Source organism: Spirosoma foliorum (assembly GCF_014117325.1).
Classification (GTDB): domain Bacteria; phylum Bacteroidota; class Bacteroidia; order Cytophagales; family Spirosomataceae; genus Spirosoma; species Spirosoma foliorum.
On the sequence record NZ_CP059732.1, the window covers coordinates 8,732,215 to 8,759,200 of the forward strand.

A 26,986-nucleotide genomic window follows, 5' to 3' on the forward strand; every position below is an offset into this window, starting at 1 on the left:
AATATGATTTATCCTTTTAGATGATGCTGGTATGGTTCTTGGCTATTCGTTCACCGAATACGACTGCTAACTGTTGTATAAGCGCCCCCCACTTATTGACGCCCAATTTTTGTTTAGTAAGAACTTGGCGACTGGTTATATATAGGGATTTTAATAGTTCTGTTTCTGTAGTGTCAAGCCCATTTATTTTAGTCGCAATTACTAGTAGCTCTTGGCAAGTAGTCACTAAGTGATTGCCCTGGGTCATTTTACGAACTAGATCTGGGTAAATCATTGGCCCCATTAAATTATCCCAGTTCTGTTCCCATTGACTAATGATAAGAGGATAACGAGCTTCCCAGACCGCTTTTACTGTTTTCCAGGTTTCAACGGATTCTATTAGGGATAGCGCTTTATAAACAGATTGGAGAGCTTTTCGTAGTTTCGGTAAATCGTTGCCTTTTATATGTAATAGACTATGTTGCATTTGGTGCATAATAGAGCTATGCACTTGTGTCTGAGGATAAACTTGGTTAATAATGGGTTTTATCTTCTCGATATTTTCAAAGCAAACAATCAGTGGATCTTTCATTCCCCGGACTTTGAGGTCATAAAGTAGATCGGGCCAAAAATCGATTGAACTTTTGTTCGTTATATAGTGCCCTAAAATATCCCGATTACCCTCCAGATCAATGCCAACTACATTGTAAGAGATTATAGTATGTAATTCACTCTCAGACCAGAGTTGTATAGCTTTATCAGTAACCCATATACAGGCATATACTGGCTTAAGCTGGCGTTTTAGCCAGGCCTGCATTTGAGGAAGTAGTTGATTCGTTGTGTTGATTAATGTGTCAATATCAATCAGTTCTTTAAAACGGACATTGATCTGATGGGCAATTGTTTCATAAGGAACCCCTTGTTCGTATAAACTCAGAATTTCCTTTTCAATACGTTTTCTATTTGTCTCCTCTACATGGTCAGTTCGTCGTAGGTATCGATTAGGGCGGCTGTTATCAAGTGGCCAGTTAAATAAGGTCGTCTTCTGGTTAAGGTCTGCAGGCTTATTTGCAATTACATTGTTGGGCTCATTTCTTGAGTAAGTGTCTGGTAATAAGGCAGATTCTAGTAAGTCTTTGATGACAGGAGCTAATAACCCCTGTATGCCAGGTACATTATGTTCCCCCGTTCGCAATTGTTGAACAGCCTGCTGGCGAAACAACTCATAATTAAATGGTTTTTGTGTTTCCATAGATTGATCTGGTAGCGTGCCCATTGGCTGATCAGTTAAAAAACCGAAAGGCGTGATTTCCGTAGAGGGCTCAGCTTTGTTCCAGCAACTCTACGAGAAGCCATAACTCCTACTGATTCATGGTCGAAAATGCCCAAAATTAAGCAGAAAAGTCGAAAATAGGACATGTATGTCCTGTTTGATTTTTTCCAAATTATGATTCTTTGCCTTGTGATAGGCATCAGGGACAAAGAAGTATTAAAGCTTTTCGGCAGCAGTGTCCGACAGAAGCGCTTGCAGTACGGCTTTTCTCAGTCAGAACTAGCCCATCAGTGCCAAATTGATGCCCGGCAGATAGGCCGAATAGAACGAGGAGAGGTAAATACGACAATAAGTACCGTTTTTGCGATAGCTAGAGCCCTAGAAGTTGAAGTTGCTTACTTGTTTGATTTCCCGTTACCGGAGTTAACCAAAGAAGAAGATTGAAGGCTTTCTGATCATTTATTCGCTTGAATTCGCCCTACTTTTTCGTCAAAGAATACTTCATAGTGATCCTTGGCTATCCAACCGCTGTTCCCTGAACGAACAGGCTCGTTAATAGTGGTCTTGGGTTTGGTATAATTTCCCATTTTTAGCTGACTTATAACAGTTAACAGTTCAAAAGTGAACAAGTGCGGGTTTTCACATTTATAATTCTTTCGCCCTACTATAGTGAGCCATATCTTGAACCGATTGTAGTATAGTGCCCAAGTTTATGCTATTTACACCATCAGCTTTTGAGCAGTCACAGGCTACCTATTACGTGAAAAATGACTAAATCTTTATTCATCATAAGCTTGACTGTACTCCCCTAAATGAATGAAAGGTAGCTGATTAACTTTACTTGAAGGTTAATCAGCTACCAGATAAGGGCCAAGTTTTACATGACATAGCTGATTGGGAGGTACTACGCTTTTGCCTCCTATAGGTTTACTTAATCTACCAAGACTAACTCAGATAAATATAACGAAACGAATTTATGGCCAATCAATAGGCTTTGTAGCCAAGATGAGAAGTAAAAAATAATTAGTAGTATACGATTACTATTGGATTGACTACCCGTCTAATGGCCGATGAGGATCTAACCTCCTTGTCAACCACCACTAGTTTCGATTCTATGCCATTAACCTTTACTTCACGCCATTACCTCTTTGTTTCTTTTTCCTGCCTGGTCAGCTTCCTGATGCTGGGATTTACCAATGCCTCCCAGGCCCAGAATAAGCTCTATATGAACCCGGTCAAATACACTGACCGACGGGTGTATACATACAATCATATTTGTTCCAGTGCCAGCCAGGTCCATTTTACCCTCAATGGGCAACCTCTGCCAGCTTATCAATTCTTCTGGTTTGCCAGCGGTCTGGGCTTTATTGAATTTGATTTTGGCACACTCAAGCCAGGCGATGTCCTGACGGTCAGTGATGAGTGTGGTAGTACGCCCTTTTCACAAACTGTTACTGACGATTACGTTTATGTGGAGGTGCCCGTTGGACAGAGTCATGCCAGCAACGGTATTCCACCCGGTGACGAAACAGCTCCTTACAGTCGACTCAGTACGCCACTAATAGTGGGGCGATGTGAGCCTATTTCGGTTGGGGCTCATGGACTCCATACCTATTCCTTGTTTGCCTCGACGAATGCGAAAGGAACAGCCACCCAAATTGGCCAATTCCTTATTAATGGAAATCCCTTGACGGCGGCTGGCCACCAAATTGCGCACATAGGCTACCAGGGAGCGGTTAATTATACAATCGGAGCGGATGGCAGTCTGGCTTTTGATGGCCCTGTTCAGTTTATATCTCAGCAGTTTTACTCCGGCCAAACGCCACTAACGATAGAATATCACCACAATGGCGCGGTATATAGTGGTGATCTGGATTTGAGAATTGGCGCCATGAGCTTCCGCTATATTAGTAATACGGGCTTTGCCATCCAGAAAGCAACCTATACCAGTGCTGTTAGTGAGAAGGATTTTACGGGTGATTATAGCCATTCAGTCTTTAAGATCACCTACGATGGGCATTACTTCCGGGCTTACGTCGACAATGTACTCGTCGACGAACTGGAACGATTCGTTGTCTTTGATGCCCAGGGAGGAAGTCTGTCCAACACTGGCGTGTTACCCTACGGCTCATCCGTCACCTTTTCGCCGACTCAGGCAGGGGCCGGGTGGGTTGGGGTACTGGTCGATGGGGTTTTATATACCCGCCAACAGCTTTCCATCGCTGATGATCTGTCGCTAAACCCGACGGTGATTAATGCCAGTTGTAGTGGGGCCGCTACGGGCCAGATTAGCCTGGCGGTCACGGGTGGTAAAGCGCCGTTCCAATATAATCTGAATGGAGGTGCTTACTCTGCCAGTAATACCTTTACCAGATTAGCTTCTACAACGTATACAGTGGGCGTGCGCGATGCCTCGGGTTGCACCGCTACCCGTACGGTGACCGTCAGTCAGCCACCCACGCTGGGTATCACGATTGCGAGTAAGACCGACGTTAGCTGTACTGGAAACACCAATGGAGCCGTTACCCTGAATCCTTCGGGGGGCACAGGTCCGTTTCAATATAGTCAGAACGGGGGTGCTTACGGTTCATCGGCCAGCTTTACTGGGTTATCGACTGGGGTATATACCTTTTCAGTAAAAGACGTGAATGGTTGTACCGCTTCGGTGAGTACGACATTGACGACGCAAAGCAATTTAGCCCTCAGTGTAGTCGCCCAGCAGAATATCGCCTGTTTTGGTGGAAACACAGGCACCCTAAGTGTCACCACAACGGGTAGCTCAGTGGGTGCCGTGCAGTACGGAATCAATTCGGGTGCCTTGCAGTCAACTACTCAGTTTACGGGTTTAGGGGCGGGTACCTACACACTAACGGCAGAGGATAACCTGTGTCGTGTGAGCCTGCCCGTTAGCCTCAGTCAGCCACCAGCTCTGGGCGCTACGGCCACCATTACCCAGGCCATTCATTGTTATAATGGTGCCGATGGGGCGGTCACCGTAGCGGGGAGTGGCGGGGTGACGGCTTACCAGTTTTCGGCCGATGGTAGCGCGTATCAGACAGCGGCTAATTTTTCGGGACTAGCCCGGGGCAACTATAAATACTGGGTCAAGGATGCCAACGGCTGCGTGGCCACAACCGGAATTTTGACCCTCAATGACCCCACGGCGTTACAACTAACCGTTACCGACCGAACCGACGCTGGTTGTTTTGGCGGTGCCACGGGCAGTCTCACCGTAGCCGCATCGGGTGGTGTCTCCCCGTATACCTACACCCGAACAGGGACCAGCTTTGGGGCGTCGGGGCAGTTCACGGGGTTAGTGGCTGCGAGTTATACCCTGCAAACAAAGGATGCCAATGGCTGTCTGGCCTCTACCTCGGCCACCATTGGCCAACCGGCGGTTTTACAGGGAGGGCTAAGTAGCCTACAGGCGGTCGCCTGCTCGGGGGGATCGGATGGGGCGCTTTCGCTCAGTGCCACGGGCGGAACCAGCCCCTATCGGTTCGCCCAGGACGGCACGAGTTTTACCTCGACCAATACGTTTAGGAGTCTGTCCGAAGGGGTCTATACGTTAACGATTCGGGATGCCAATAACTGCCAGATCACCGTACCGGCGACAATTGGCTACCAGAGCCGATTGCTGCTCAGTATTGCTATGGTGAAACCCGTTGGGTGCTTTGGCGAGTCGACCGGAGGCATGACGGCATCAGCTACCGGCTCGACAGCAGTGGGTACCCTGATGTATTCGGTTGACGGAACCAATTATCAGCCAGCCGCTCAGTTTACAGGTTTAGCGGCTGGCAACTATACGCTACACCTGAAAGACAATCTCTGTCAAGTCAGTCAGGCATTTGTTGTGACGCAGCCTACGGCCTTAACCGCCAGTGCTTCCGTTATGCAGGCGGTGGCCTGCTGGGGTGGAAGTTCGGGGCTGAATCGGGTAGCAGCCTCGGGCGGAACAACGCCCTATCAATACTCGGCAAATGGCACGGCTTATCAGAGTTCAACGGATTTTGCCAATCTGGTCGTGAACAGCTATACCTATTGGGTCAAGGACGCGAATGGGTGTACCCTGACCACATTGCCGGTATCAGTCACCCAGCCTACGTTACTCCAGTTGGGTGTGAGTACCCGGAACGATGTACGCTGCTTCGATGGAGCCGATGGTGCGGTCAGTTTGACGGCCACTGGCGGATCGCCCGGCTACAGTTTTGCGCTCCCAACGGCTGCTTATCAGTCATCCGCTCAGTTTACAGGCCTACGGGCTGCCTCCTACACGGCTCGTGTGCAGGACACGCATGGGTGTGTCACGAGTCTGTCGATCGTGGTCGGCCAGCCCCAGGCCCCCTTTACGCTGGCGGTTACCAACCGAAAATCACTGACCTGTTTCCAGGATAATGGTGGTCAGTTCAGTGTCGCGGGTAGTGGGGGGACGGCTCCCTATCAGTATGCCCTTAACAATGGTACGCTTAGCCCGGTCGGTACGTTTACAAGTCTGGCTGCGGGCACCTACCTGTTGTCGGGAAAAGATGCCCAGGGCTGTACAGCTCAGCTCACGGGCCAAACCCTGACCCAGCCTGATCAAATCGTGCTGAGCCTTTTGCGAAAAGTAGATGTCGACTGCGAATACTACACGCGGGGCGAAATTCAACTGAGTGCCGTGGGTGGTAATGGCTCCTACGTCTTTTCGATGAGCGGACAGGATCGTCGGGGCGCTGCCCTTACGGCGTCTCCGACGGCCGATGGGATCTTCAAAGCGCTGGCCGCGGGCAATTACCTAATCACCGCCCGTGACGGAGCCGGTTGTACGGGCGACTATACGGTTGCCATCAGCCCTCGCAACTCCGCCATTCGCTTTAACGTACAAGCCCAGCCACCCACTTCCTGCCAGCAAGCTACCGGCCAACTCGTCGTCGAGAATGTTGTGGGGGGGGCGGCCACCGTACAGCTACGGAATTAGCACGCAGGCTAGCTTAAGTAGCAATCCGCGGTTTGAGAATCTGGCGGGAGGGAGCTATTTGATTACGATAGCAGATAGTCTGTGTTTATACACCCAACCCGTTAGTTTAACCCTGGCGAACAGCCTACGAGCCGATTACACGCTAACACCTCGTGATTGCCGCACACCTAATGCGGACCTCCAATTGACCAACATCCAGGGTGGTTCAGGAACCTATCAGGTCTCGCTCAATAATGGGCCGCTAACAAGTAATCGCAATTTTACGAATCTGGCGCCGGGTATTTATGCTTTACGTCTGGAAGATGTACCCCTGAGTTGCCCAACGGTACTAAGCCTGGAGGTGCTCCCCCAAAACGGAGCGGGGCTTCGGTTAACGGATCGGCAGGCGGTTAAGTGTTGGCAAGGCAGTGATGGGCAGTTGACCGTGACAGCCGAAGCAACGACCGGTCCGTTCCGATACGCGATCGATGGCGGTAGTTTTCAGGACACCCCTCAGTTTGGCGGCCTGGTGGCCGGACAACACAAGATTGTCGTGTTGAATCGATTAGGGTGTCTGGATAGTATGCGGGTACTGATCACGCAACCACCCCTTCTTAATCTGGCCGTGACCACCAAAGATAATGATTGTTTTGGCGATCAGACGGGGGCCGTAACCGCATCGGCTAGCGGGGGAGTAACTCCCTATACCTATTCGAGGGATGGTACTAATTACGTGTCCAACACGACCCTGGGCAGTTTACGAGCGGGCGGCTATTCGGTGCGGGTGCGGGATGCCAATGGGTGCGTGACGACGCAGTCGGCTACCTTGCAACAGCCGACGGTATTGACGCTTCAGCCCCTCTATGCCGACACGGTTCGTTGTCAGGGCGAAACCAATGGGCGAGTTCAGTTAATGGCTGGTGGTGGCACCCCAACTTATCAATATTCGATTGACAGCCTGACCTATGCGGGCGACAATCAGTTTGGCGGCTTACGGGCAGGCACGTACCAATTCTGGGTTCAGGATGGGCATCAATGCCGTACCAAAGCCAGCCTGACGCTGACTGAACCAACTAAACTGCAGCTCAAACTGCTGAGTCAGCTCGATCCGCTCTGTTATGGCGATTCGAGTGGCAAGGCTCAGGTATTGGCCAGTGGAGGCAATGGCGGGTATCAGTACACAACCAACAACGGGCTGGCTCAATCAAGTGGTTCATTTACGGGACTCACGCAGGCCAGTTATGGCTTTCGGGTGGTCGATCGGCGGGGGTGTACGGATACGACAACCACTCGGATTCGGCTTACCTGGCCAGCGCCCATTACCTCCGGCTTCGTGACCAAACAGCCCCGTTGCTGGGGTGAAGCCAATGGCGAAATTACGGTGAGCGTACAGGGAGGGACCTCCCCGTACCAAACCACTGGTCCTGGTAAACCAGCCACGTCGCCCGTTTTTGCCTTTGTGGGCCTAACCGCTGGTCCTTATGTGCTGCCCTTTACCGATAGTCACGGCTGTCGGCATCAGGTGTCGCTGACACTCGAACAACCCACAGCCTTGTCGGTACAGACGACCATCAAACCCAACGATTGCTTTGGGGATCAGACCGGGACCATCACGGTCGTTGGTCAGGGTGCTACCGCTCCCTATCGCTACGCGATTGGCGGAGCCGCACCGGGCGATACCAGTTTACAGGCGAGTGGCCAGTTTAGTCAGCTTCGGTCGACTACCTATTCCATTCGGGTCGTTGATGCCCATGGTTGCCAGCTTATTCAGCCAACGTTGGTTCCCCAGCCGACGGCGGTCACCTTGCTGGCCATGTATGCCGATACGGTCCGTTGTTTCGGGGAGACCAATGGGCGGGTTCAACTCCTGGCCGGTGGCGGGGTATCGGGCTATCGGTACGCCATCGACACGACGCGCTACTACGCAGACCCTGTGTTTGGCGACTTGAAAGCAGGCACTTATACCTTCTGGGTCAAGGATCAGAATGGCTGTCGACAATCGACCTCGCTACCGGTTACTGAACCGGTCAAGATGCGCCTGAGTCTAACGGATCGAATCGATCCGCTTTGTGCGGGGGATCAAAACGGGATCATCAATGTAGCGGCCAGTGGTGGTAACAGTGGCTATACCTATTGGCTGGATAACCGACTCTCGCAATCCACGGGACGATTTGTGGGACTTACTCAGGCCGAATACACGCTGAAAGCCGTGGACCGGCGAGGGTGTGAAGATACGATCCAGCGGGTGGTGCTGACCTGGCCCAAATCGCTGGCAGCGGCTATCCAAACCCAAACGCCCCGCTGTTTTGGCGACGCCAACGGATCGGTTGGGATTCAGTTGACGGGGGGAGTAACACCCTATGGAGCGACTCTATTGACAGGAAGTCAGTCTGTTTCAGCTGTAGTAGTTGGGGATAGTTTACGCTTTAGTACCCTGGCAGCTAACAGCTACGAGGTTACGACTCATGATGCTCACGGTTGCCAGCTTCGGATACCCGTTCGCGTGGCAGCCCCCCAAGCGATCAACCCCATTCTATTGGGGGACTCGTCAACCACTTGTAGAGGCCAGTTGGTAAAGCTGGATGCCAATAATCCTAATCTCGCCGTTGTTTGGTACCTGGATGGTCGGGAACTGACCCGCCAACCTGTGCTGTCAGCTACACAGCCGGGAACGTATTCCGTCAGTGTCACGAACGCAACGGGCTGCGTTCGCACGGCAACGTATGTACTCCGAAACTCATCAAAAGCATTGCAGGCCGATTTTCTAATTCCAACCCAGGCTTTTGTGGGCGATACGATTGTCGCACTGGATATCACGAAGCCCCAACCCGAAAAAATTAACTGGATTCTGCCGCCAGAAGCATTTACAACACAACTACAACCCACAACTACCTCGTTTGTCATCATTGCCGAGGGTACTTATCCTATTCAAATGGAGGCTTTTTCAGGCGATTGCCATAATCTGGCTCTTCACGATATACAGGTCTTTCAACGGGATAGTGCTGGACAAACAGACCCTCGATTGGGCTATCAGGATTATAATCTGATTGAAAACGTGGAAATCAGTCCGAATCCCAATTATGGTCGATTTACAGTGAAGGTAAAGTTATCCCGAATTGAAAAAGTAGAGATTCGGTTGATTCGGGTCACTACTGGCGAGGTCGTTTATACAGCTTCTGATGCTGAGAAAAAAGACTACAGTTTCTCCATCAATATTCACGCCAAGCAGGATGTCTATGTGCTCCAAGTCAATGCGGCACATTCACAGGTGTCGTCACGAGTACTTATCCTCAATTAATGACCCAAAATGCGTACACTATGAAGAAACATCTATTCGTAAAAACCATTTTGATCGGCTTACTTGGTATCTGGATAACTCAGCCTGGACAAGGCCAGAATCTTGACCAGCTAGCCACAATGAAACCCAGTTCCTTTTTTAAAGAAGGTGTAAAAATTACGGGGAATATTGTGGCTAATCACCTGTTCTATTCGGCTTCCGGTATTGATGACCGTCGTACTCCCTTTAATTTTTTCTACACGGGAAACCTGAATGTTAACCTTTTTGGCAAAATTAATATGCCGGTTACCTTCAGTTATTCCAATCAAAATGTAACCTTCAGTCAGCCCTTTAGTCAGGCCAATCCATTTACGCAACCCTTTAACCGGCTTGTACTACGTCCTACCTATAAAGGTTTAACCCTCCACCTGGGTACCTGTGCACTGACATTTTCGCCGTATACCGTTTCGGGTTATCGCTACAAGGGAGTGGGGATGGAGTATAAATCCCCCAAACAACCCGTCTATTTTAGTTTACTATATGGCACACTACAGCCTGCCGTACTGGTAGATACATCGTATCAGTACCAGAACAACCGACCATCTTATAAGCGTATTGGCATGGGCATCAAACTCGGCTACAAACATCAACAGGATGTAGCCGAATAAAGCTCAGGACCAGATTTCATCACTTCCCTATAGCCTGGATAGCCTTCATATTTTGCCCCAGCAAAACGTAGTGGGGTCGGTAAAACTAGCGAAGTTGTTCGCCAAAAAGCTATTCGTTAATGCCGAATTCGCTGTGTCGGGAATTGTAAATGACCAGCGGGCACCAGCGTCAATACGAGGTCGAACAATGTTGAATTCATTTGGTGGGCTTCTTTCTGCCAATGCGTCTACAGTTTATCAAAAAGCGATTCGTACATCCATTGCGTATAAAGGCCGTGGCATTACAGCCGGATTAGACTATAGTCGGGTTGATCCTGAGTATCGCACATTAGCGGCTTATTATTTCAATAACAATTTAGAAAGTATAGCGGCTTCGTTCGCCACGCAGCTCAATCAAGGCAAGATTTCACTGGCAGCAAACGCGGGACTTCAACGGGATAATCTGGATGGGAAACGGCTGCAAACGCTGAATCGATGGGTAGGTGCGGCAAACATCAACTGGATGCCTTCTGAGCACTTGAACGCGGTTCTATCCTATTCCAGCTTTGCCAGCTATTCAAACCTGCGCTCCAGTTACGATTATTTAACCCAGATTACACCATACAACGCCCTCGATACGCTGAATTTTCGGCAGATCAATCAGAGCTTACTGGCAAATTTCAACGTTCAGTTGCCATCGTCTAAAGACGTTAGCCGGACACTGTCTGCCAATTTTATCTATCAATCGGGAGCCGACCAGCAGGGCAACACCCAGAATCATTCACGTCTTTATAATGCTTCGCTCAATTATGGGCATACCCTGCGTCCTCGTCATTTAACCCTGGGGGCCGCCGTTATCCTCAGTCGGAATGATTTACAGGTTGTCAATGACCTAATGTGGGGGCCTTCGCTTAGCCTAACAAAAAGCTGGTTTGACGAGCAGTTACGAGCTACGGCAGGAGCCACGTATAGCCGGGCAACTACCCGGCAAACCGACCCGGCGATTCAGCTCCCGAACGCCCAACCCGTGAATGTAATAAACGCGCGTATGGCCGTGAATTATGTACTCAAGAAAAAGCATACACTCAATTTAAACGTCATTTATCTAAATCGAAATCAGGGGATTACTACAGACTCACAACTTCCGTCTTTTCAGGAGATAACGACCACTCTGGGGTATGCTTACCAATTCACGGTACTCCAAACTGCACGCGCTCAATCTCATTAACACACCATTCTTTCTATGCAGTCCATTATACCCCTATCTATTTATACACTCCCCAACTCGATTCGTACCCTGATTTTTTGGGTGACGTTGATAGTTTTGCTCGTAAACACGATGGGTGTAACCTGTTTTGCAGCAGTCAGGGATAGTACAGATGCCATACCAGTCAAAACTATTCGCGTTTATTCGCCATTGGAGACAGCCGCCTTAGGTCTGCATCCAGTTGTGTTGGAGAACGGCGAATTGCTCCATCCTTTCGATGATGGCCAGCATTATTTTGTCGATCCACAAGGCAAGCGACTCGCCGACCCAATTACTGGCGAACAGGTTGAAGCCATATTCACCAAAGCAAAAGAAGTAGGAAAGACGGTTACGGATTTATTGGCGCTCAATTTTGTCAGCAAATTACCGGTGGTTATTTCCAAAGATATTGGCGGTGTAACGTATGAACTGGCTATCGATGAGCTGGTTTTTACGCCAACTGGCAATTTCCTGACGATTGTAGCACGGGTACCGACACCTGATGGAACAAGCCTTTATTTTGGCGCCCGAAATCTCGAATTTAGTGGAAGTGGCGGCATCAAGTCCGGGGACATACAATTACTGGCCGCTCCTTTCCTGAAGTCCATTCCGTTAGGGGATAAAATTTCCGTTCAGCTTACAGGACCCGGCAACAAATTCAGTTTCGACTGCAATGGCTTCAAGAGTATTTCGCTGGAAGGCCTTGTTACGTTCGACCGTTCGTTGATTGTACCAGATAACCCAGAAACAGGAGAGCCGGGTGATGGGCAGGTTCAATCACGCTTCTCACTGGCCAATATAGGTGACTGGAATAATATGTTGATACGAATCAGCCTGCAACCTTTCCAGATGGCTAAAATGAAAGGGTTTAGCTTCGTTGTACAGGAAGCTTATCTGGATTTGAGTGATGCCGAAAATCCGGCAAACTTTGCCTTACCACTTGGCTATGCCACAACATCGGGTGAGCTTTGGCGAGGGGTCTATATTGGAAAAGTAGCCGTTCGCTTTCCTAAATACTTTAAAAAGCGAACAGGGGGGGGGGCGCATCGAAGTGGGCGCAGATCGCCTGATGATTGATCGCTTAGGCGTATCGGGCGAAATCTATGGTGCGAATCTGATGACACTTGACGAGGGCGATCTAAACGGATGGGATATTTCGCTCGATGAAGCCCGAATTAATCTGGTACAGAGCCGGGTTACCAGTGGTTCGCTGAAAGGGGGAATTCGGATAGCTATTATGGCGGAACGGGAACAGCTAGGTTATGTGGCGGTCATCAATCCCATGGATGACTATTATGCCTTTACCGTCTCCAATCGAGATGCCATTTCATTCAGCCTGTTCAAAACAGCCGATCTAAAGCTTTACGAAAACTCCTCCATAACCCTGGCCTTAAAAGCAGGGCAGTTTAACGCGCATGCTGTGTTGAATGGTGAGATGAAAATTGCGGCTCCTGTGCTGGGGACAGAGTTAGCCAGTTTTCAGTTTGAGCGATTAGAACTGTTTACCTATGACCCCTATCTAACCATTGGAGCGCTTCAGGGTGGACTAAATGGGCAGGTTAAGTTTGGCACTTTTCCCGCCACGATTGATGGGTTACAGGTAGCCGTGCGAGACGGTAACGCCCGCATTGGCATTGGCCTGGGGCTTAACTTCGACGAAATCGGGGCTAACAATGCGGGGAATATCAAAGCAAGTGGAAGCTTTGATATTATCGGCCATTTTGAAAATCGATCAGGCCGCCATTTTTGGGTAAATGACCGGATTGGTGTTGGCGATGTACGCGTCAGTGGCGAAATAAACGTTCTTACGTTTTCGGGGATGGTCCATTTTTTTGAAGATGATCCTGATTATGGGAAAGGGTTCCAGGGATCGTTAAACCTTACCGTGGGTATTCTTGAGAAAAAAATCGAGATTTCGTCTTTAGCGCTATTTGGCAGCATAAATAACTATCGATACTGGTATGTTGATGGTAGCTTAACAGGTATTACTATTCCAATTGCGGGTGGTATTGCCATCAAAGGAATGGCTGGCGGTGGCTACAGGCATATGAAGCCTTACACGACTGGCAATCAGGGGAGTTCATTTGGTCGAACGGCTACTGGCCTGTTTTATCGGCCCACCAATACGGTTAACTGGGGTGCCAAATTTTCCCTGTTTTTAGGGCCCACGGCAGGCGATATTTTCAGAGCCAGTGCTGGGTTGGAAATAGCGATGAATAACAATGGTGGCCTGGACAGGATCGGGGTACTGGGCTCTCTGAAAGTAGTGGCCGGATTAGAAACGGTTGTTGGTGACAAAGTCACGCAGGCGCTCGGGAAGATGATCGATCTGTCGAATGCCTATACGGCCAGTATTGCTGATCTGGCGGGCAAATTAGGTGTTGACTCCAAAGCGCAGACCCTCTCACGTTCCATGACAGCTTTCCTACTGGATAATGGTGGGTTTTCGCTGAACGCCGATTTGGCGTTAACCTATGATGTAAGCGGGCACTCATTCTTTGGCAAGCTAGGCGTATATACACAAGGGTTAGAAGATATCCTATCGGCTCATGGCGAGGGGGCCTTTTATTTTGGACCAGACAAATGGTTTGTTCATATAGGGAAAGCACCACTTGCTGAGCGGATTCGGGTACATGTACTGGCGGCAAATGCCACAGCCTATTTCATGCTAGGACATGACATCCCGGAGCTTCCTACCCCCGAGCCAAACATCTTTGGCATTACGCCTGACAATAAACTGTCAAAAGGCGATTTAGTAGATGCCCGTGGAATGGCCTTTGGCGCCAGCCTGACTTTGTCTTCGCAAGGTGATTATAAGATCGTGAGTTACGACGTTGGCCTAACGGCCGGGTTCGATATCATGATAAAAAAATATCCGGCCGGATTTAACTGTGTAGGCCGCTCAGGGACATTTGGATTAAATAGTTGGCGGGGTGAAGGGCAATTGTACGCAGGCGCCTGGGTTAAGTTCAGTGCGTTCATGCTGCCTGTAATCGATATGAGCCTGGGCGTTTTGTTTCAGGTAAAGGCCCCAAATCCCTCCTGGGTTATGGGCGTTATTGCGGCAAATCTCTGGGGCATGCATTTTGACGTTCGCGTTCAGGCGGGGGATAAGTGTGAACTCGAAATACCAGAAAACTACGATGTTTCGCAGGATTATGTGTTGATTGAGAATACATATCCACAAGATGGTGAGCAGAATGTCAGTGTGTTGACAACACCCCGGTTCACCCTGATGAATGAACCGGAGGTGCCCTTTACAGTTCCCGGTTTAGATGGCAGGTCATTTCGGGTACACATCGAGAAGCTTGAGCTAAAAACAGGTGACGGGACTGTATTGACAGGTAGTTTGCAAAGTAAGTCGGGTAGTAAAGACGTAGCGTATGCGCTGGCGGCACCCATGCCTGCCAACTCGCAGATACGAGCTAATCTGTCGGTTGTTTTTCAGGAACTGATTGCAGGTGAATGGAAACAATCGGTTAAGGCAGATGGAAGTCCGATTCGGAAGGATGCGACTTTTACCTTCTTCACGGGTGATCAGACCATTACCCGGATCGACAAGGCCAATATTGAATCCATGTATCCTGCCAGCGATCAGTATAATGTATATACTGTTGACCGCCCCAAAGGTCAGTTGATTTTGAGTAATCAGGTGAGCGCATTCACGCAGGGAGGAACATTGACCGGTCAGTTAATACCCAGAAATGGGGGAGAGGCCATTCCACTGATCTTACAGATTAGTGATAAGACAATTACATATGACTTTCCATCAAGCCTACAGCCCGGTGGTGTCTATGAGCTAAAGCTTACGCGCAGTGCTATTGCAACGAGCCCAGAGGTCGATTTGCTGTCAGGTCAGTATTTCCGGGTTAGTCGTTATGGAACCTTTGCCGACAAAGCTGCTGCGTTAGCCCAAAAACTATCCTTTACGAAAAACCTGAGAGCACCTCAATACCCTTTTTATACAGCCTCCCTGAATTCGTCAGATTTTGAATTGTTCGGTGTTGGCGAGTGGAGTAGTGAACCTGCCTTAAAAACAGATGAGGGTTGGTTTAGCGATGCCCAAAATCAGTTTAAGAGCCTGAATTCCAGCTATACATTTCCAGCCAGCTTTAACGCCTGGCAGGATCGATTTCTTAGCCTTCAGAGCGGTCAGGAACCGAGTGATTTAGTCAACCTGACCATCACCTTTGATCCGGTCGAAGAAGCTACCCGCCAGTTTGAGGATGCGAAGAACAACTACCTGGCCAATTGCAATGATCCTGCCGAGGGGCTGTGTAGTCAGGCGCAAACGATGAAGTTGCCTGATCTACCAGCACCAGGGTCTTATGCGTTTACACTCGCTTCCAATCAGAAAACGTATTCCGTTCCCTTTACGATTCCGGAGAACATTACCATTGAAAGCAAGGTCTATACGAACCATTTGTTAACAGTCGATTGTCAGCCCGCTACAACCTCGGATGCGCCGGTTACCTATACCATCAAAAGCTATTATAGTGATGCCGACCCTGTACCGACGGCTTATTCCGTACCAACTGCCCTAAATCTGGTATTTGTACAAGGGGATCAAACGGGCAGTACACAGCAATTGGTGGCTGGATTGTCGACCAAACAGTTTACCATAGGTAAGAGTAGCGACGGTTGTTTAGCGGTGAAACCTATAGCTGGCTGGACAATCCGAACAACCAACTACCCCATTCCAGCTCAGCTTCTTGCCTCAAAAGACAACCAGCAGTGGTTTAGTCAGAGCGATATTACAGGTGGCACAAAGGGTTCGTTGGATGAGCTCAAAAAGACATTATGTGGTTTATCAACCCCCCCAACCCAGGCTGCTTATGAGTCTTTATATGGTCGTTCGTATGCATTGAGCCTAAACACTCCGGTTTTTGTCGATGGGGGCGCCACGACACCTTTGGCCAGTGGGCTCTACCGAATTCTGTACCAGGATAATGTATACTGGATGCAGCTATCAGAAGGTAAGGTGTACAATATGGCCCCCTGCCAACCCATTGTGCCTAAAGATCCCTGCGATCCACTTCCTTCTGTTCCCCAGATCAGTGCCGATAAAACGACCATCTGTATCGGTCAGTCGGTAATACTTACGGCACAGGCCTGTGAACTGAATGGCGTTTCTGGTGAAGTAACCTGGTCGACGGGGAAAAAGGGGCGCTCCATATCCGTTTCACCCACCATAACGACAACCTATACGGCGGTTTGCAACTTCCTGCCAAACTGCCCCACCCAGCCATCGAATGAGGTCGTAATTACGGTGAATGGGGTTGATAGCCAGAATTTAATCGTTAAATCTTCTGCCATCTCGGCAGATGTATCCCGAACCCAGCCCATTATAGTGGAAGGTACAGACGGGCAGTTTTTCGACTTAACCGCCGACGGCTGTACGGGTACTGTCAAATGGTCGGTTAATCAGAACGAAGACGCCAGTTTAACTGGTCTTAGGATCTCTGTACAAGCCAGTCAATCAGGTGGAAAGCTTTACACCTTTACCTGTGAAGTAGATAACTGCTCTAGTCAGTGCTCGATTCAATCGGGTGTGATTGTGCAGGTAAAGCCGGAGGAGAAACCCCCAGTCGATACCACGCCTGCCCGGCCAGTACTGGCTCTTTCGGCAGGCCCACAGTTTGGCGATGCAGCTAATTGCAATCAGAGTCAGACATTTAACTATAAACTGTATTCAACCAGTACTCAACTCACGACTGGAACGCAGCTGTACACAACCGATAAAGGCGACGATAAGCTAGCACCAAGCGCCTATTACACATTGGACAGTGGACAATGGATACACCTCAATAACCAGGGTAAGGTTGATCAACTCAACAACTGTGGCTGGACTTCAACTCCCTGCGGTACGCTGCCTAATGCCCCTTCCATCACCGCCGACCAATCCAGCCTTTGTCGGGGAGCATCGGTGGGCTTAACCGCCAGCGGCTGCGAGGGAGGCACCATTACCTGGTCGGACGGGCAAACAGGAAGTCGTATTACTGTTTCCCCTTCGAACGATACCAACTACACAGCTCGCTGCTCGGTTAAGGAAGGTTGTCCTTCCGAACCCTCCAATGAGTTGACTATTAGCATCAAAGGGGCTAAAAGTGAAGACCTTTCTGTTCAAACGGATGCTAGCTTCATTGCGTCAGGAGAACGCATTTTGGAAGGCACCGATGGGCAATGGTTCAGTTTGCGGGCTGATGGCTGCACGGGCACGGTCAAGTGGTTTGTCAATCAGCAGGAAAACAGCGACTTAGGCAACAATGCTACTATTTCGGTACAGGCGATCAAGGATGCCAGCCGTTTTTACACGTTCAGCTGTGAGGTTGACGGTTGTTCTGCTCAGTGTGCGTTGACGAGTGGGATCAGTGTGCGGGTAACCCCAGACGTGCAGCCCCCCGTGGTAGTGGTAACACCTAACAACTGGCCGCAGGCTGCTTTATCGAGTGGACCTACGATGGGGAATGCCGCCAACTGCGCTGATGGACAGACCTTCGATTATAAGCTCTTTACTGAAAACGGCCAGTTAGGTCTGGATAGTAAAGTGTATAGTTCATCCGATGCGACCAGTCCGGTGCCATCCCGTTATTTCACCCTCAAGGATGGCCAGTGGATACACACTACGGAGGAAGGAAAGGTTGATCAACTTCAAAACTGTAACTGGACCTCTAATCCCTGCGGCACCCTGCCCAATGCCCCTTCCATCACTGCCGACCAATCCAGCCTTTGCCGAGGAGCATCGGTGGGCTTGACAGCCAGTGGCTGCGAGGGAGGCACTATTACCTGGTCGGATGGACAGACGGGAAGCCGTATTTCCGTTTCGCCTTCGAGCGACACCAACTACACGGCTCGTTGCTCGGTTAAAGAAGGTTGTCTTTCCAGTCCCTCCAATGAGCTGACCATTAGCATCAAAGGGGCCAAGAGCGAGGACTTATCGGTACAAACCAGTGCTAGTTTTGCCTCTTCAGGAGGGCGAACCCTGGAAGGTACCGATGGGCAGTGGTTTGATTTGCGAGCCGATGGTTGTCCAAACACAGTCAAGTGGTTCGTCAACCAGCAGGAAGATACAGGACTGGGTATCAACAGTAATATCTCAGTGCAGGCCAGTGAGCAAGGTAAGCTCTACACTTTTAGCTGTGAGAGTGAGGGTTGTTCCAGCCAGTGTTCTACTCAGGATGGCATCAGCGTGCGCGTAGCTCAGGTGCCTCCAGTTGTGGTGGTAACGCCCACTAACTGGCAACAAGCTGCGCTGTCGAGTGGACCCACGATGGGGGATGCTGCCAACTGCGCTGATGGACAGACCTTCGACTATAAGCTCTACACCGAGAACGGCCAGTTGGATCTGGACAGTAAAGTGTATAGTTCATCCGATGCGACCAGTCCGGTGCCGTCCCGCTATTTCACCCTCAAGGATGGCCAATGGATACACACTACGGAGGAAGGAAAGGTTGATCAACTCAACAACTGTGGCTGGACTTCAACTCCCTGCGGTACGCTGCCTAATGCCCCTTCCATCACCGCCGACCAATCCAGCCTTTGTCGGGGAGCATCGGTGGGCTTAACCGCCAGCGGCTGCGAGGGAGGCACCATTACCTGGTCGGACGGGCAAACAGGAAGTCGTATTACTGTTTCCCCTTCGAACGATACCAACTACACAGCTCGCTGCTCGGTTAAGGAAGGTTGTCCTTCCGAACCCTCCAATGAGTTGACTATTAGCATCAAAGGGGCTAAAAGTGAAGACCTTTCTGTTCAAACGGATGCTAGCTTCATTGCGTCAGGAGAACGCATTTTGGAAGGCACCGATGGGCAATGGTTCAGTTTGCGGGCCGATGGCTGCACGGGCACGGTCAAGTGGTTCGTCAATCAGCAGGAAAACAGCGACTTAGGCAACAATGCTACTATTTCGGTACAGGCGATCAAGGATGCCAGCCGTTTTTACACGTTCAGCTGTGAGGTTGACGGTTGTTCTGCTCAGTGTGCGTTGACGAGTGGGATCAGTGTGCGGGTGACTCCAGACGTGCAGCCCCCCGTGGTAGTGGTAACACCTAACAACTGGCCGCAGGCTGCTTTATCGAGTGGACCTACGATGGGGGATGCCGCCAACTGTGACCAGAATCAAAACTTTAACTCCGCTCTCTACACCGAGAACGGCCAGTTGGGTCTGGATAGTAAAGTCTACAGTTCATCCGATGCCGACAATCCTGTGCCGTCTCGCTATTTCACCTTGAGTGATGGTCGCTGGATACACACAAGCAATGAGGGGAAGATTGATCAGTTGCAAAACTGTAACTGGCCTACTACGCCAACTGTAGATCCCAACCGGATTCGGTTGGTGACTAGCTTGAGCTATCGAGAAAGTAGTGCGGATCGGGTGTGCCCCGCGCCAACTACCTCCATAAACTCCCTCTATACCACGCATGACGACATGCAGCGAGGGGCTCCAGCTTATGCCAATGAAGATGGATCAGCTAATTTGACCGACGGGTTCTACAAAACGCAGACACCAGACGGCGGCTGGTTGCAGGTCAGTAATGGACTTATTGAAGACTTTGGCATCTGTTCGGCTGATCAGTTAGCAGGTACTACACCAACAACACCAACGACTCCATCTGATCCTAACCCCGTGGTGACCAACAACTGGCAGCAAGCCGCCCTGTCAAGTGGACCTGTGTTTGGGGATGCCGCTAACTGTGACCAGAGCCAAAACTTTAATTCGGCTCTCTATACAGAGAACGGTCAGCTGGGTCTGGATAGTAAAGTGTATAGTTCATCGGATGCTACCAATCCCGTACCATCCCGTTATTTTACCCTGAGTGATGGTCGCTGGATACATACTAACCAGGACGGCAAAGTGGATCAGTTGCAGAACTGTAACTGGCCTACTACGCCAACCACACCAGACCCTACCCCCATCACACCGACTGTAGATCCCAACCGGATTCGGTTGGTGACTAGCTTGAGCTACCGAGAAAGTAGTGCGGATCGGGTGTGTCCCGCGCCAACCACCTCCATAAACTCCCTCTATACCACGCATGATGATATGCAGCGGGGAGCACCAGCTTATGCCAATGAAGATGGGTCGTCCACTCTAGCCGATGGGTACTATAAGACTCAAACGCCTGACGGAGGTTGGTTGCAGGTCAGTGGTGGATTAATCGCCGATTTTAGTACTTGTTCGGCCGATCAGTTAACGGGGACTACACCAACCACAACGCCAACTACGCCCACAACATTCCCCACTGATCCGATCGATACCAGCCCGGCACGGCCCAAAGTGGCTAGTTCGGGAGGCCCCGTATTCTTTGGGTCAGCGGCTAACTGTGATCAGACTCAGACGTTTGGCACGAGTCTCTACACGGAAAATGGGCAGCTCTATTCAGGTATAAAGCTTTACACAACGGAGCGGGGAACGAGTATGGCACCATCGGCTTACTTTACACTATCCGATGGACGATGGTTACACGTCAATAGCCAGGGTGAAGTCGATCAGTTAGGTAACTGTTACTGGCCTGCTACACCCACAACTCCGACCACAACCCCAACGGTGACACCAACTGATCCTACGCCAACAGCAGACCCAACGCCAGGGACAACTGACCCGACTACGCCAGTCGACAATTGGGATCCGCAACCGTATGTAAATCAGAATGATCTGCTCAATAACTCGTATACGCCCTATCAGCAAAATACGGTCGATACGTCTGTGATCAATCAGAATCAGCAGCTATATGACCAGCAGCAACAGCAACAGTTTCAGCTGAATCTGCGGGATGACCCTAATCGACTCTATACGAATCCCACCTATTTACCCTATGACCAGATGTAAGGGAAAGTAATTCACGTACATCTGTCAGCTACTTTTTAAACGATGATGAAGTCTGTTTTTATAAAGCTATATCTCCTGATTGTCGCAGCACTGAACCTACTTGTTGTTCGACTATGTGTAGGGCAAGGTCAGCCTCATACAACCAACCCAACGTCATTGACCATGTTGGCTAAAGTGGAGAAATCCGGCGTCATTTTGCGCTGGTCGCCACTGAACTATGAGACCTGGCAAGCGGGCAATCAATTCGGCTATCAGGTAATTCGAACTACGTTTTGGCGAGATGGGAAACCAGTTGTTCCCCGTGAACGAACGGTTCTGACTACTCAGCCGCTACGTCCCTTACCAAAGTCGTACTGGGATGCCGCCGAGAAAAAAGACAAGTATGCCCGGGTAGCCGGTGGGTTGCTGTATGGCAAAGAGTCCATTATTACGCCCATACCAGATGCAAAAAAAGAACCCAATACCGAAAAAGAGCTTCAGAACGATAAAAACATACGGGTCATCCTCGCCTTGTTTTCGGCGGATATGTCGCCTGGGGTAGCGGTGGCTATGGGATTAAGGCTGGCCGACCGTACGGTAAAAGCGAATGAACGCTATGAATACCGGGTATTTATCCAGTACCCTGCCCTGACTCCGGGACAAGCCACGCCCGATACCGCTCGTGTGTTGCTGGCTCCGTCGGTGCCAACCATCGTTCCCCGTCCTGAACAGCTTACCTTCCACTATGCCGATAGCACCACCTTACTACGGTGGGATGCCGGAAAACCCATGACCTACTCGGCCTTTGTGGTTGAACGATCCGACGATGGCGGTAAACAGTACCGATCGATAAGTCCGCAGCCCCTGCTAGCCGCCCCGCCGACCGATTCCACTGGACCCTATGGATCAAAAATGGATAAAGTGCCCACCCTATATAAACATTACTACTACCGGGTACGGGGTATTACCCCCTTTGGCGAGTATAGCCCTCCATCGGCTTCGGTGGATGTCTTTGCCTATCGAACCGATTTGTCGGGACCTACCCAAGTGATTTATACCCTGCTGGATTCCAATAAAGTAGCCTTGCACTGGAATTTCCCCGATAGTCTGGCCCGAGACATCCGCGGGTTCGATATTGTGCGGGCCAAGGCGCTGGGGGGGCAGTACACATATCTTTCTAAAACACCTCTGCGACGTACCGAACGTGCCTTTGTCGACCTGAAACCCGAAAAAACCAACTATTACCGCATTGTAGCGCTTGACTGGGGCGGACACGAACATACCTCTTACCCGTTGCTGGTTCAACTAAGTGACTCCATTCCACCCGCCCGGCCCACCAACCTGACAGCCACGGTATCTAAAGAGGGCGTGGTCAATTTGCGCTGGAAGGCTCCCGACGACAATGATCTGATGGGGTTCCGGGTGTATCGTTCCAGCCAGAAAAACCATGAGTATAGTCTGATCACAAAAAAAACACAGACTCAGACCACCTTTACCGACACGGTGTCGCTCAAACAACTGGATAAATACATCTATTATTTTGTAGTAGCCCTCGACCAGCACTACAACCCCTCGCGCTCGTCGGATACGCTGCGAGTAAAACGGCCCGATGTAATTCCGCCCACAGCACCCGTTTTTGCCAACTATCAGCTAACCGATTCGACCATTCAACTGGCCTGGAAACTCAGTTCGAGTCTGGATGTTAGCCGTCATGTGCTCTATCGACGGACACTGCCCGATACTACCTTCCGCCCGCTGCTGACCTTTCCGGTTAACCGCCCGCTGCTGACCTATGCCGATACAGCCCTGAGCTATGGAGCCGAGTATGAATATGTATTGCAGGCCATTGATGAATCGGGGTTGACCTCCGGACGGGACTGCCGCATAAAGCTCCAGACTTTCTCGTCGGGTATTCGACCGCCGATCCGGGATGTCCAACTACAGGCCGACCGGGCGAAACGACAGTTTGTCGTTCACTGGACTTACCCGCAGAAGGCTATTAAGCACTACCTGATCTACCGTCAGCGCGGTAACGAACGCCTGTCGTTATACAAAGTTATTGATGGCAAGCTGACCCAGTGGATCGATACGGAAATCGTGCCCGATGTGCCCTATCAATACCGACTAATGGCCCTATTTACCGACAATGGTGAATCGAAACTCAGTGCCAGCTTTCCGGCCATACTACCGGCGAAAGAGTGAAAGAGCGAATGAGAGAAAGAGCGAATGACCCAGTTGGATTTCACTCTTTCGCTCATTCACTCATTCACTCATTCACTCATTCACTCTTTCGCCCATTCACTCATTCACATTACCCTCCCCATGACTCGTCTTTTCCGTATTCTGTTTCTGTTTGTTTGGCTCAGTGGGTTGTTTCACACCCTGCGCGCTCAGAATTATCCCGTTCAGGCCACGCCCATCGTCATGCCACCCTATTCGCTGAACTGGACGGACTATACCACCAACGAGCGGATGCTGCGGGTCTATCTGCTACTCAAAGACCTCACCAAACCCCAGGTCCAGGTGGCCCTCCATCTCCACCTACAGGGCGTGGGCATTGATATTCATACCCGCGATGGGTTCCTCCCTTCCCATCCCCTCACCCTGCTCCCCGGACAACCCGTTACCCTGACCGGGCCCGAACTGGCCGAGTATTTTCAGCCCCAGAATCTGGATATCCAGGGACTTGATCCGGCCTTCCTCTATCAGGGCGGCCAACTCCCCGAAGGACTCTATTCCTTCAGTATCGAAGCCTATGAATACGACCGGGGACGACAGGTTTCCAATACCGGAACCGCCCTGTTTTCGGTGTTCCTGGCTTACCCGCCCCTGCTAACGCTGCCCAAAGCAAACGCCCAACTCACCGCCAGCCAGCCCCAGCAACAGTTGTTTCAGTGGATGCCCCGCAACACGGCCTCCCTCAATGGCGTGGGCCAAACCCTCTACCGATTCCGGCTCTTTGAGCTCTGGGACGATCAAGACCCCAATGTGACGGTGGGGAGTCTACAGCCCCTCTATGAGTTCACCACCCCGCAAACGGCCCTCTATTATGGCCCCGCCGAACCGCCCCTGGTGCCCGGTCGGCGCTATGCCTGGCAGGTGCAGGCCCAGGATTTGCGGGGCCGCGATGGGTTTATCAATCAGGGCTATAGTGAGGTGGCTTCCTTCACCTACGGCAGCCCCTGGAACGCTACCGACAACCTGACCATCAGCCCGGTCGCGGCTGATCAGCTGCGCATTGGCTGGCCTAACCAGCCCTCTGCCACGGGCTATCGACTGCGCTGGGCGGTGGTTGATCCGAACAACGGAGCGCTTCAATGGCAGCAACAGGAGGTCGTTGGCAATGGCCTCTTACTGACCGACCTTAAACCCGGTCAGGCCTACCAGTTTCAGGTACAGACGCTCTATGGGGCCGATCAACCCTCGCTCGACTCGCCCCTTCAGGCCTACAGCTTACCCGGCGAGTATACCCCCGATTGGCTGCGTTCGGCTTCGCTGGCCACCGCAGGCAGCACTACTGGAGCCGATGAGAGTCTCTCTATGGATACGCCCATCACCGTGCCCTTGGGCGGAACCTCCACCAGTCTGCCCAAACTCGATGAGAACGCCACCACCGATCAGCTCCGGGAGGCTATCAATGCCAAAGAGCCCCAGTGTAACCAGATTTACAACGACTTCGTATGTGGACGACACCCTCAGCTCACGGTTCCGCCCGATATTCCGATTCGCTCCGAGCTGAAAGCAGGCGATGCGATTGGGGTGGGCGATGTTCGACTGATTCTGACCTCGGTATCGCCCTTGGGCAACAGCTATTTTCAGGGGGCTGGGCTCATCAAACTGCCTTTCATGAACAATGTGAAGGTGGGCGTCAGTTTCGATCGGATCAAGGTCAGCGAAGGCGGCTGTGTGGTGGATGGGCAGGTCAAAGTGAGTGGGGTGGATGTGGCCCTGCTGGATGCTGACCTGCGGGCTAAAGTACAGGCGACCTACAACAGTCTGGCTGCGGGCATCGATGCGGCCACGGCCCTGATCAAAACACCCACCGAGTTGATGGGCGAAACCCGCCAGCGAGCCGCCGAGTTGCTGGCCGACCTGAAGGGCCAGGCTCCTACGGCGGCCCAGCAGCAGAAGCTGGCCGAACTGGCCAAAGTAGCCGAAGCGGGTCGGGCCGCCTTCCAGCGTCGGCTGGATCGGTACGTTCAGGAAGCGGGGTCTACGGCCTCTCCGGCGGTGCTGGCGGCTCTGGCCGACTGGCAGGCGGATCTGACGGCGGTACAGACCGCCCTGGGGGTAGCCAAACAGGCCAGCACCACTGGGTCCACGGCTGGCCTCACGGATGCGTTGACGGTGTTGAAGAGTCAGACCATCGAGCAGACCTATCTATCGGTGCAGAAGCTGGTGGAAGGACCGTCGGGCTCGGATCTGGCCAATGTGGATTTGAGCAAAGGGGTGGTGGTGTTCGGTCCCGGTCCAGGCGTGGATGGGGGGACATTCGATAGCTGGAATTCGGCCCAGGCGGCCTGGGCGTCTCGCTACCAGAGTCTGGGGAGTGGTTACCGGGTAGGCTGGCAGGAATTGCCCACCCAGACGATTCGTCAGGTGAGTGCCCATCTGGAGCAGGCGGCTGGCATCACGGCGGATAAGATCAGTTTTTATGGGGCTGGCAAAACCCCGCTGAAAGCGACGCTGAGTGGCAACTCGTGGACGATTGATCTGCCAGCCGGCAGTGAAGGGGAAGAAGGCATTTATGCCTACTACAACGATGGGGTGCAGACACCCACCACCGTGGGCAAACTGCAAGTGGTGCGCTACGAGAATCAGCAGGAGAAAGTGAAAATAGTCATGGTTGGGCGAGCAGCCCTGGCCGATGGCGAGCGGGCCCAACTGGAAACGGATTTGAACCGGATTTACGGGGCATCGCAAACCCGTTGGGAGGTGACGGTGGACAGTTATCTGGCTACTGATTGGGACAGTGATAAAAACGGGTTGAATGCAGGAGACAATGCCACCCTGAGCCAGTACACAGCTGAGATGAACGCCTTGAAACGAGGCTATTTCCAACAGAACAATCAGCAGAGAGATACCTATTATGTATTTGTGGTAGCGGGTTTCTCGCCCGCTACCGTGCAGGGCTACATGCCCCGTGGGCGGGGAGTGGGTTTCATTAGCTCGGGCGGGAATCTGGCTCACACCTTGGCTCACGAGTTGGGGCATGGTGCTTTTGGGCTGGAACACACTTTCGATGAGGTGCCACAAGGCAGCATCGATAATTTGATGGATTATGGGTCAGGGAGTCGGCTGACTCATTGGCAGTGGCAACAGATTCAACATCCGGGCATCATCATCTCCTGGTTCGAGGATGCCGATGATGCCGCCCTACTGGCCGATGTGGCACCCAGAACTGCCAATACAGACTGTCAGGCACTAGCCGACCTATCCGCCTACCAAACCATACAACAGATTTTGTCGGTGGTTAATCTGGACTATGGAGCACTCACCCTTAAACGAGACCAGACCCGACTAGTCGATAAGACGACTTACTTCTACACCAACTGGTATGAAGAAGCCACCGGCCAAGCCCAACTGGCCTACTATGGGGATATTTATGGCGATGGCTCGGCTTACTGGTTGATCAGACCCAAGGCAGAGAGCCCAGCCGTGCATCGGCTATGGGTGCGCAAATTCTTGAATACGTGGGGCACTCATTATCAGTATGAGCTCTACTATTATGATCCTTCGATTAAAACGGGTACACCCTACTGTCGGTCATCTTTGGATGGTCTGCCCTTTGGTCAGAGTTCCGGGGGGGGCCTTAGCTGA

General features: G+C 51.2%; 10 protein-coding genes. 9 read left to right on the forward strand and 1 reads right to left on the reverse strand.

Annotated features, from left to right (window positions below; translation table 11 throughout):
* Window positions 1–16: 16 nt before the first annotated feature.
* The gene (locus H3H32_RS36575) at window positions 17–1,231 is read right to left on the reverse strand and encodes a transposase (RefSeq protein ID WP_182460602.1); all 1,215 of its coding nucleotides are present in this window, start codon (window positions 1,229–1,231) and stop codon (window positions 17–19) included.
* A 165-nt stretch (window positions 1,232–1,396) separates the two neighbouring features.
* Between H3H32_RS36575 and H3H32_RS36580 the strand changes: the two genes are divergently transcribed.
* From H3H32_RS36580 to H3H32_RS36635, 9 genes are all read left to right on the forward strand, one after another.
* Window positions 1,397–1,696, forward strand: coding sequence for a helix-turn-helix domain-containing protein (locus H3H32_RS36580; RefSeq protein ID WP_240543602.1), 300 nt, complete (start codon window positions 1,397–1,399; stop codon window positions 1,694–1,696).
* A 670-nt stretch (window positions 1,697–2,366) separates the two neighbouring features.
* The gene (locus H3H32_RS36585; protein ID WP_182460603.1) at window positions 2,367–6,209 is read left to right on the forward strand and encodes a SprB repeat-containing protein; all 3,843 of its coding nucleotides are present in this window, start codon (window positions 2,367–2,369) and stop codon (window positions 6,207–6,209) included.
* 58 nt (window positions 6,210–6,267) lie between these two features.
* Window positions 6,268–9,486: a SprB repeat-containing protein gene (locus tag H3H32_RS37230; protein ID WP_220472584.1), complete on the forward strand. Its 3,219-nt coding sequence runs from the start codon at window positions 6,268–6,270 to the stop codon at window positions 9,484–9,486.
* 20 nt (window positions 9,487–9,506) lie between these two features.
* Window positions 9,507–10,133 (forward strand): hypothetical protein, encoded by a 627-nt coding sequence (locus H3H32_RS36610; protein WP_182460604.1) that lies wholly within the window; start codon window positions 9,507–9,509, stop codon window positions 10,131–10,133.
* A 52-nt stretch (window positions 10,134–10,185) separates the two neighbouring features.
* A complete protein-coding gene (locus H3H32_RS36615) occupies window positions 10,186–11,340 on the forward strand; it encodes a hypothetical protein (RefSeq protein ID WP_182460605.1) in 1,155 nt (384 codons plus the stop codon).
* 15 nt (window positions 11,341–11,355) lie between these two features.
* Entirely contained in the window at window positions 11,356–12,435 is a 1,080-nt protein-coding gene (locus H3H32_RS36620) for a hypothetical protein (protein ID WP_182460606.1), read from the forward strand.
* Entirely contained in the window at window positions 12,428–21,187 is an 8,760-nt protein-coding gene (locus tag H3H32_RS36625) for a hypothetical protein (protein WP_182460607.1), read from the forward strand. Before H3H32_RS36620 ends, H3H32_RS36625 begins: the two co-directional genes overlap by 8 nt.
* 42 nt (window positions 21,188–21,229) lie before the next feature.
* Window positions 21,230–23,368 carry a hypothetical protein gene (locus H3H32_RS36630; RefSeq protein WP_182460608.1) on the forward strand — a complete coding sequence of 713 codons (2,139 nt, stop codon included), beginning with the start codon at window positions 21,230–21,232 and terminating at the stop codon, window positions 23,366–23,368.
* Between the two features lie 120 nt (window positions 23,369–23,488).
* Window positions 23,489–26,986 carry a fibronectin type III domain-containing protein gene (locus tag H3H32_RS36635; protein WP_182460609.1) on the forward strand — a complete coding sequence of 1,166 codons (3,498 nt, stop codon included), beginning with the start codon at window positions 23,489–23,491 and terminating at the stop codon, window positions 26,984–26,986.

Bases quoted from the DNA above. Each gene is read 5' to 3' on its own strand.
- H3H32_RS36575 (WP_182460602.1), bottom strand. From the start codon at position 1,231: ATGGAAACACAAAAACCATTTAATTATGAGTTGTTTCGCCAGCAGGCT.
- H3H32_RS36580 (WP_240543602.1), top strand. From the start codon at position 1,397: ATGTATGTCCTGTTTGATTTTTTCCAAATTATGATTCTTTGCCTTGTG.
- H3H32_RS36585 (WP_182460603.1), top strand. From the start codon at position 2,367: ATGCCATTAACCTTTACTTCACGCCATTACCTCTTTGTTTCTTTTTCC.
- H3H32_RS36610 (WP_182460604.1), top strand. From the start codon at position 9,507: ATGAAGAAACATCTATTCGTAAAAACCATTTTGATCGGCTTACTTGGT.
- H3H32_RS36620 (WP_182460606.1), top strand. From the start codon at position 11,356: ATGCAGTCCATTATACCCCTATCTATTTATACACTCCCCAACTCGATT.
- H3H32_RS36625 (WP_182460607.1), top strand. From the start codon at position 12,428: ATGATTGATCGCTTAGGCGTATCGGGCGAAATCTATGGTGCGAATCTG.
- H3H32_RS36630 (WP_182460608.1), top strand. From the start codon at position 21,230: ATGATGAAGTCTGTTTTTATAAAGCTATATCTCCTGATTGTCGCAGCA.
- H3H32_RS36635 (WP_182460609.1), top strand. From the start codon at position 23,489: ATGACTCGTCTTTTCCGTATTCTGTTTCTGTTTGTTTGGCTCAGTGGG.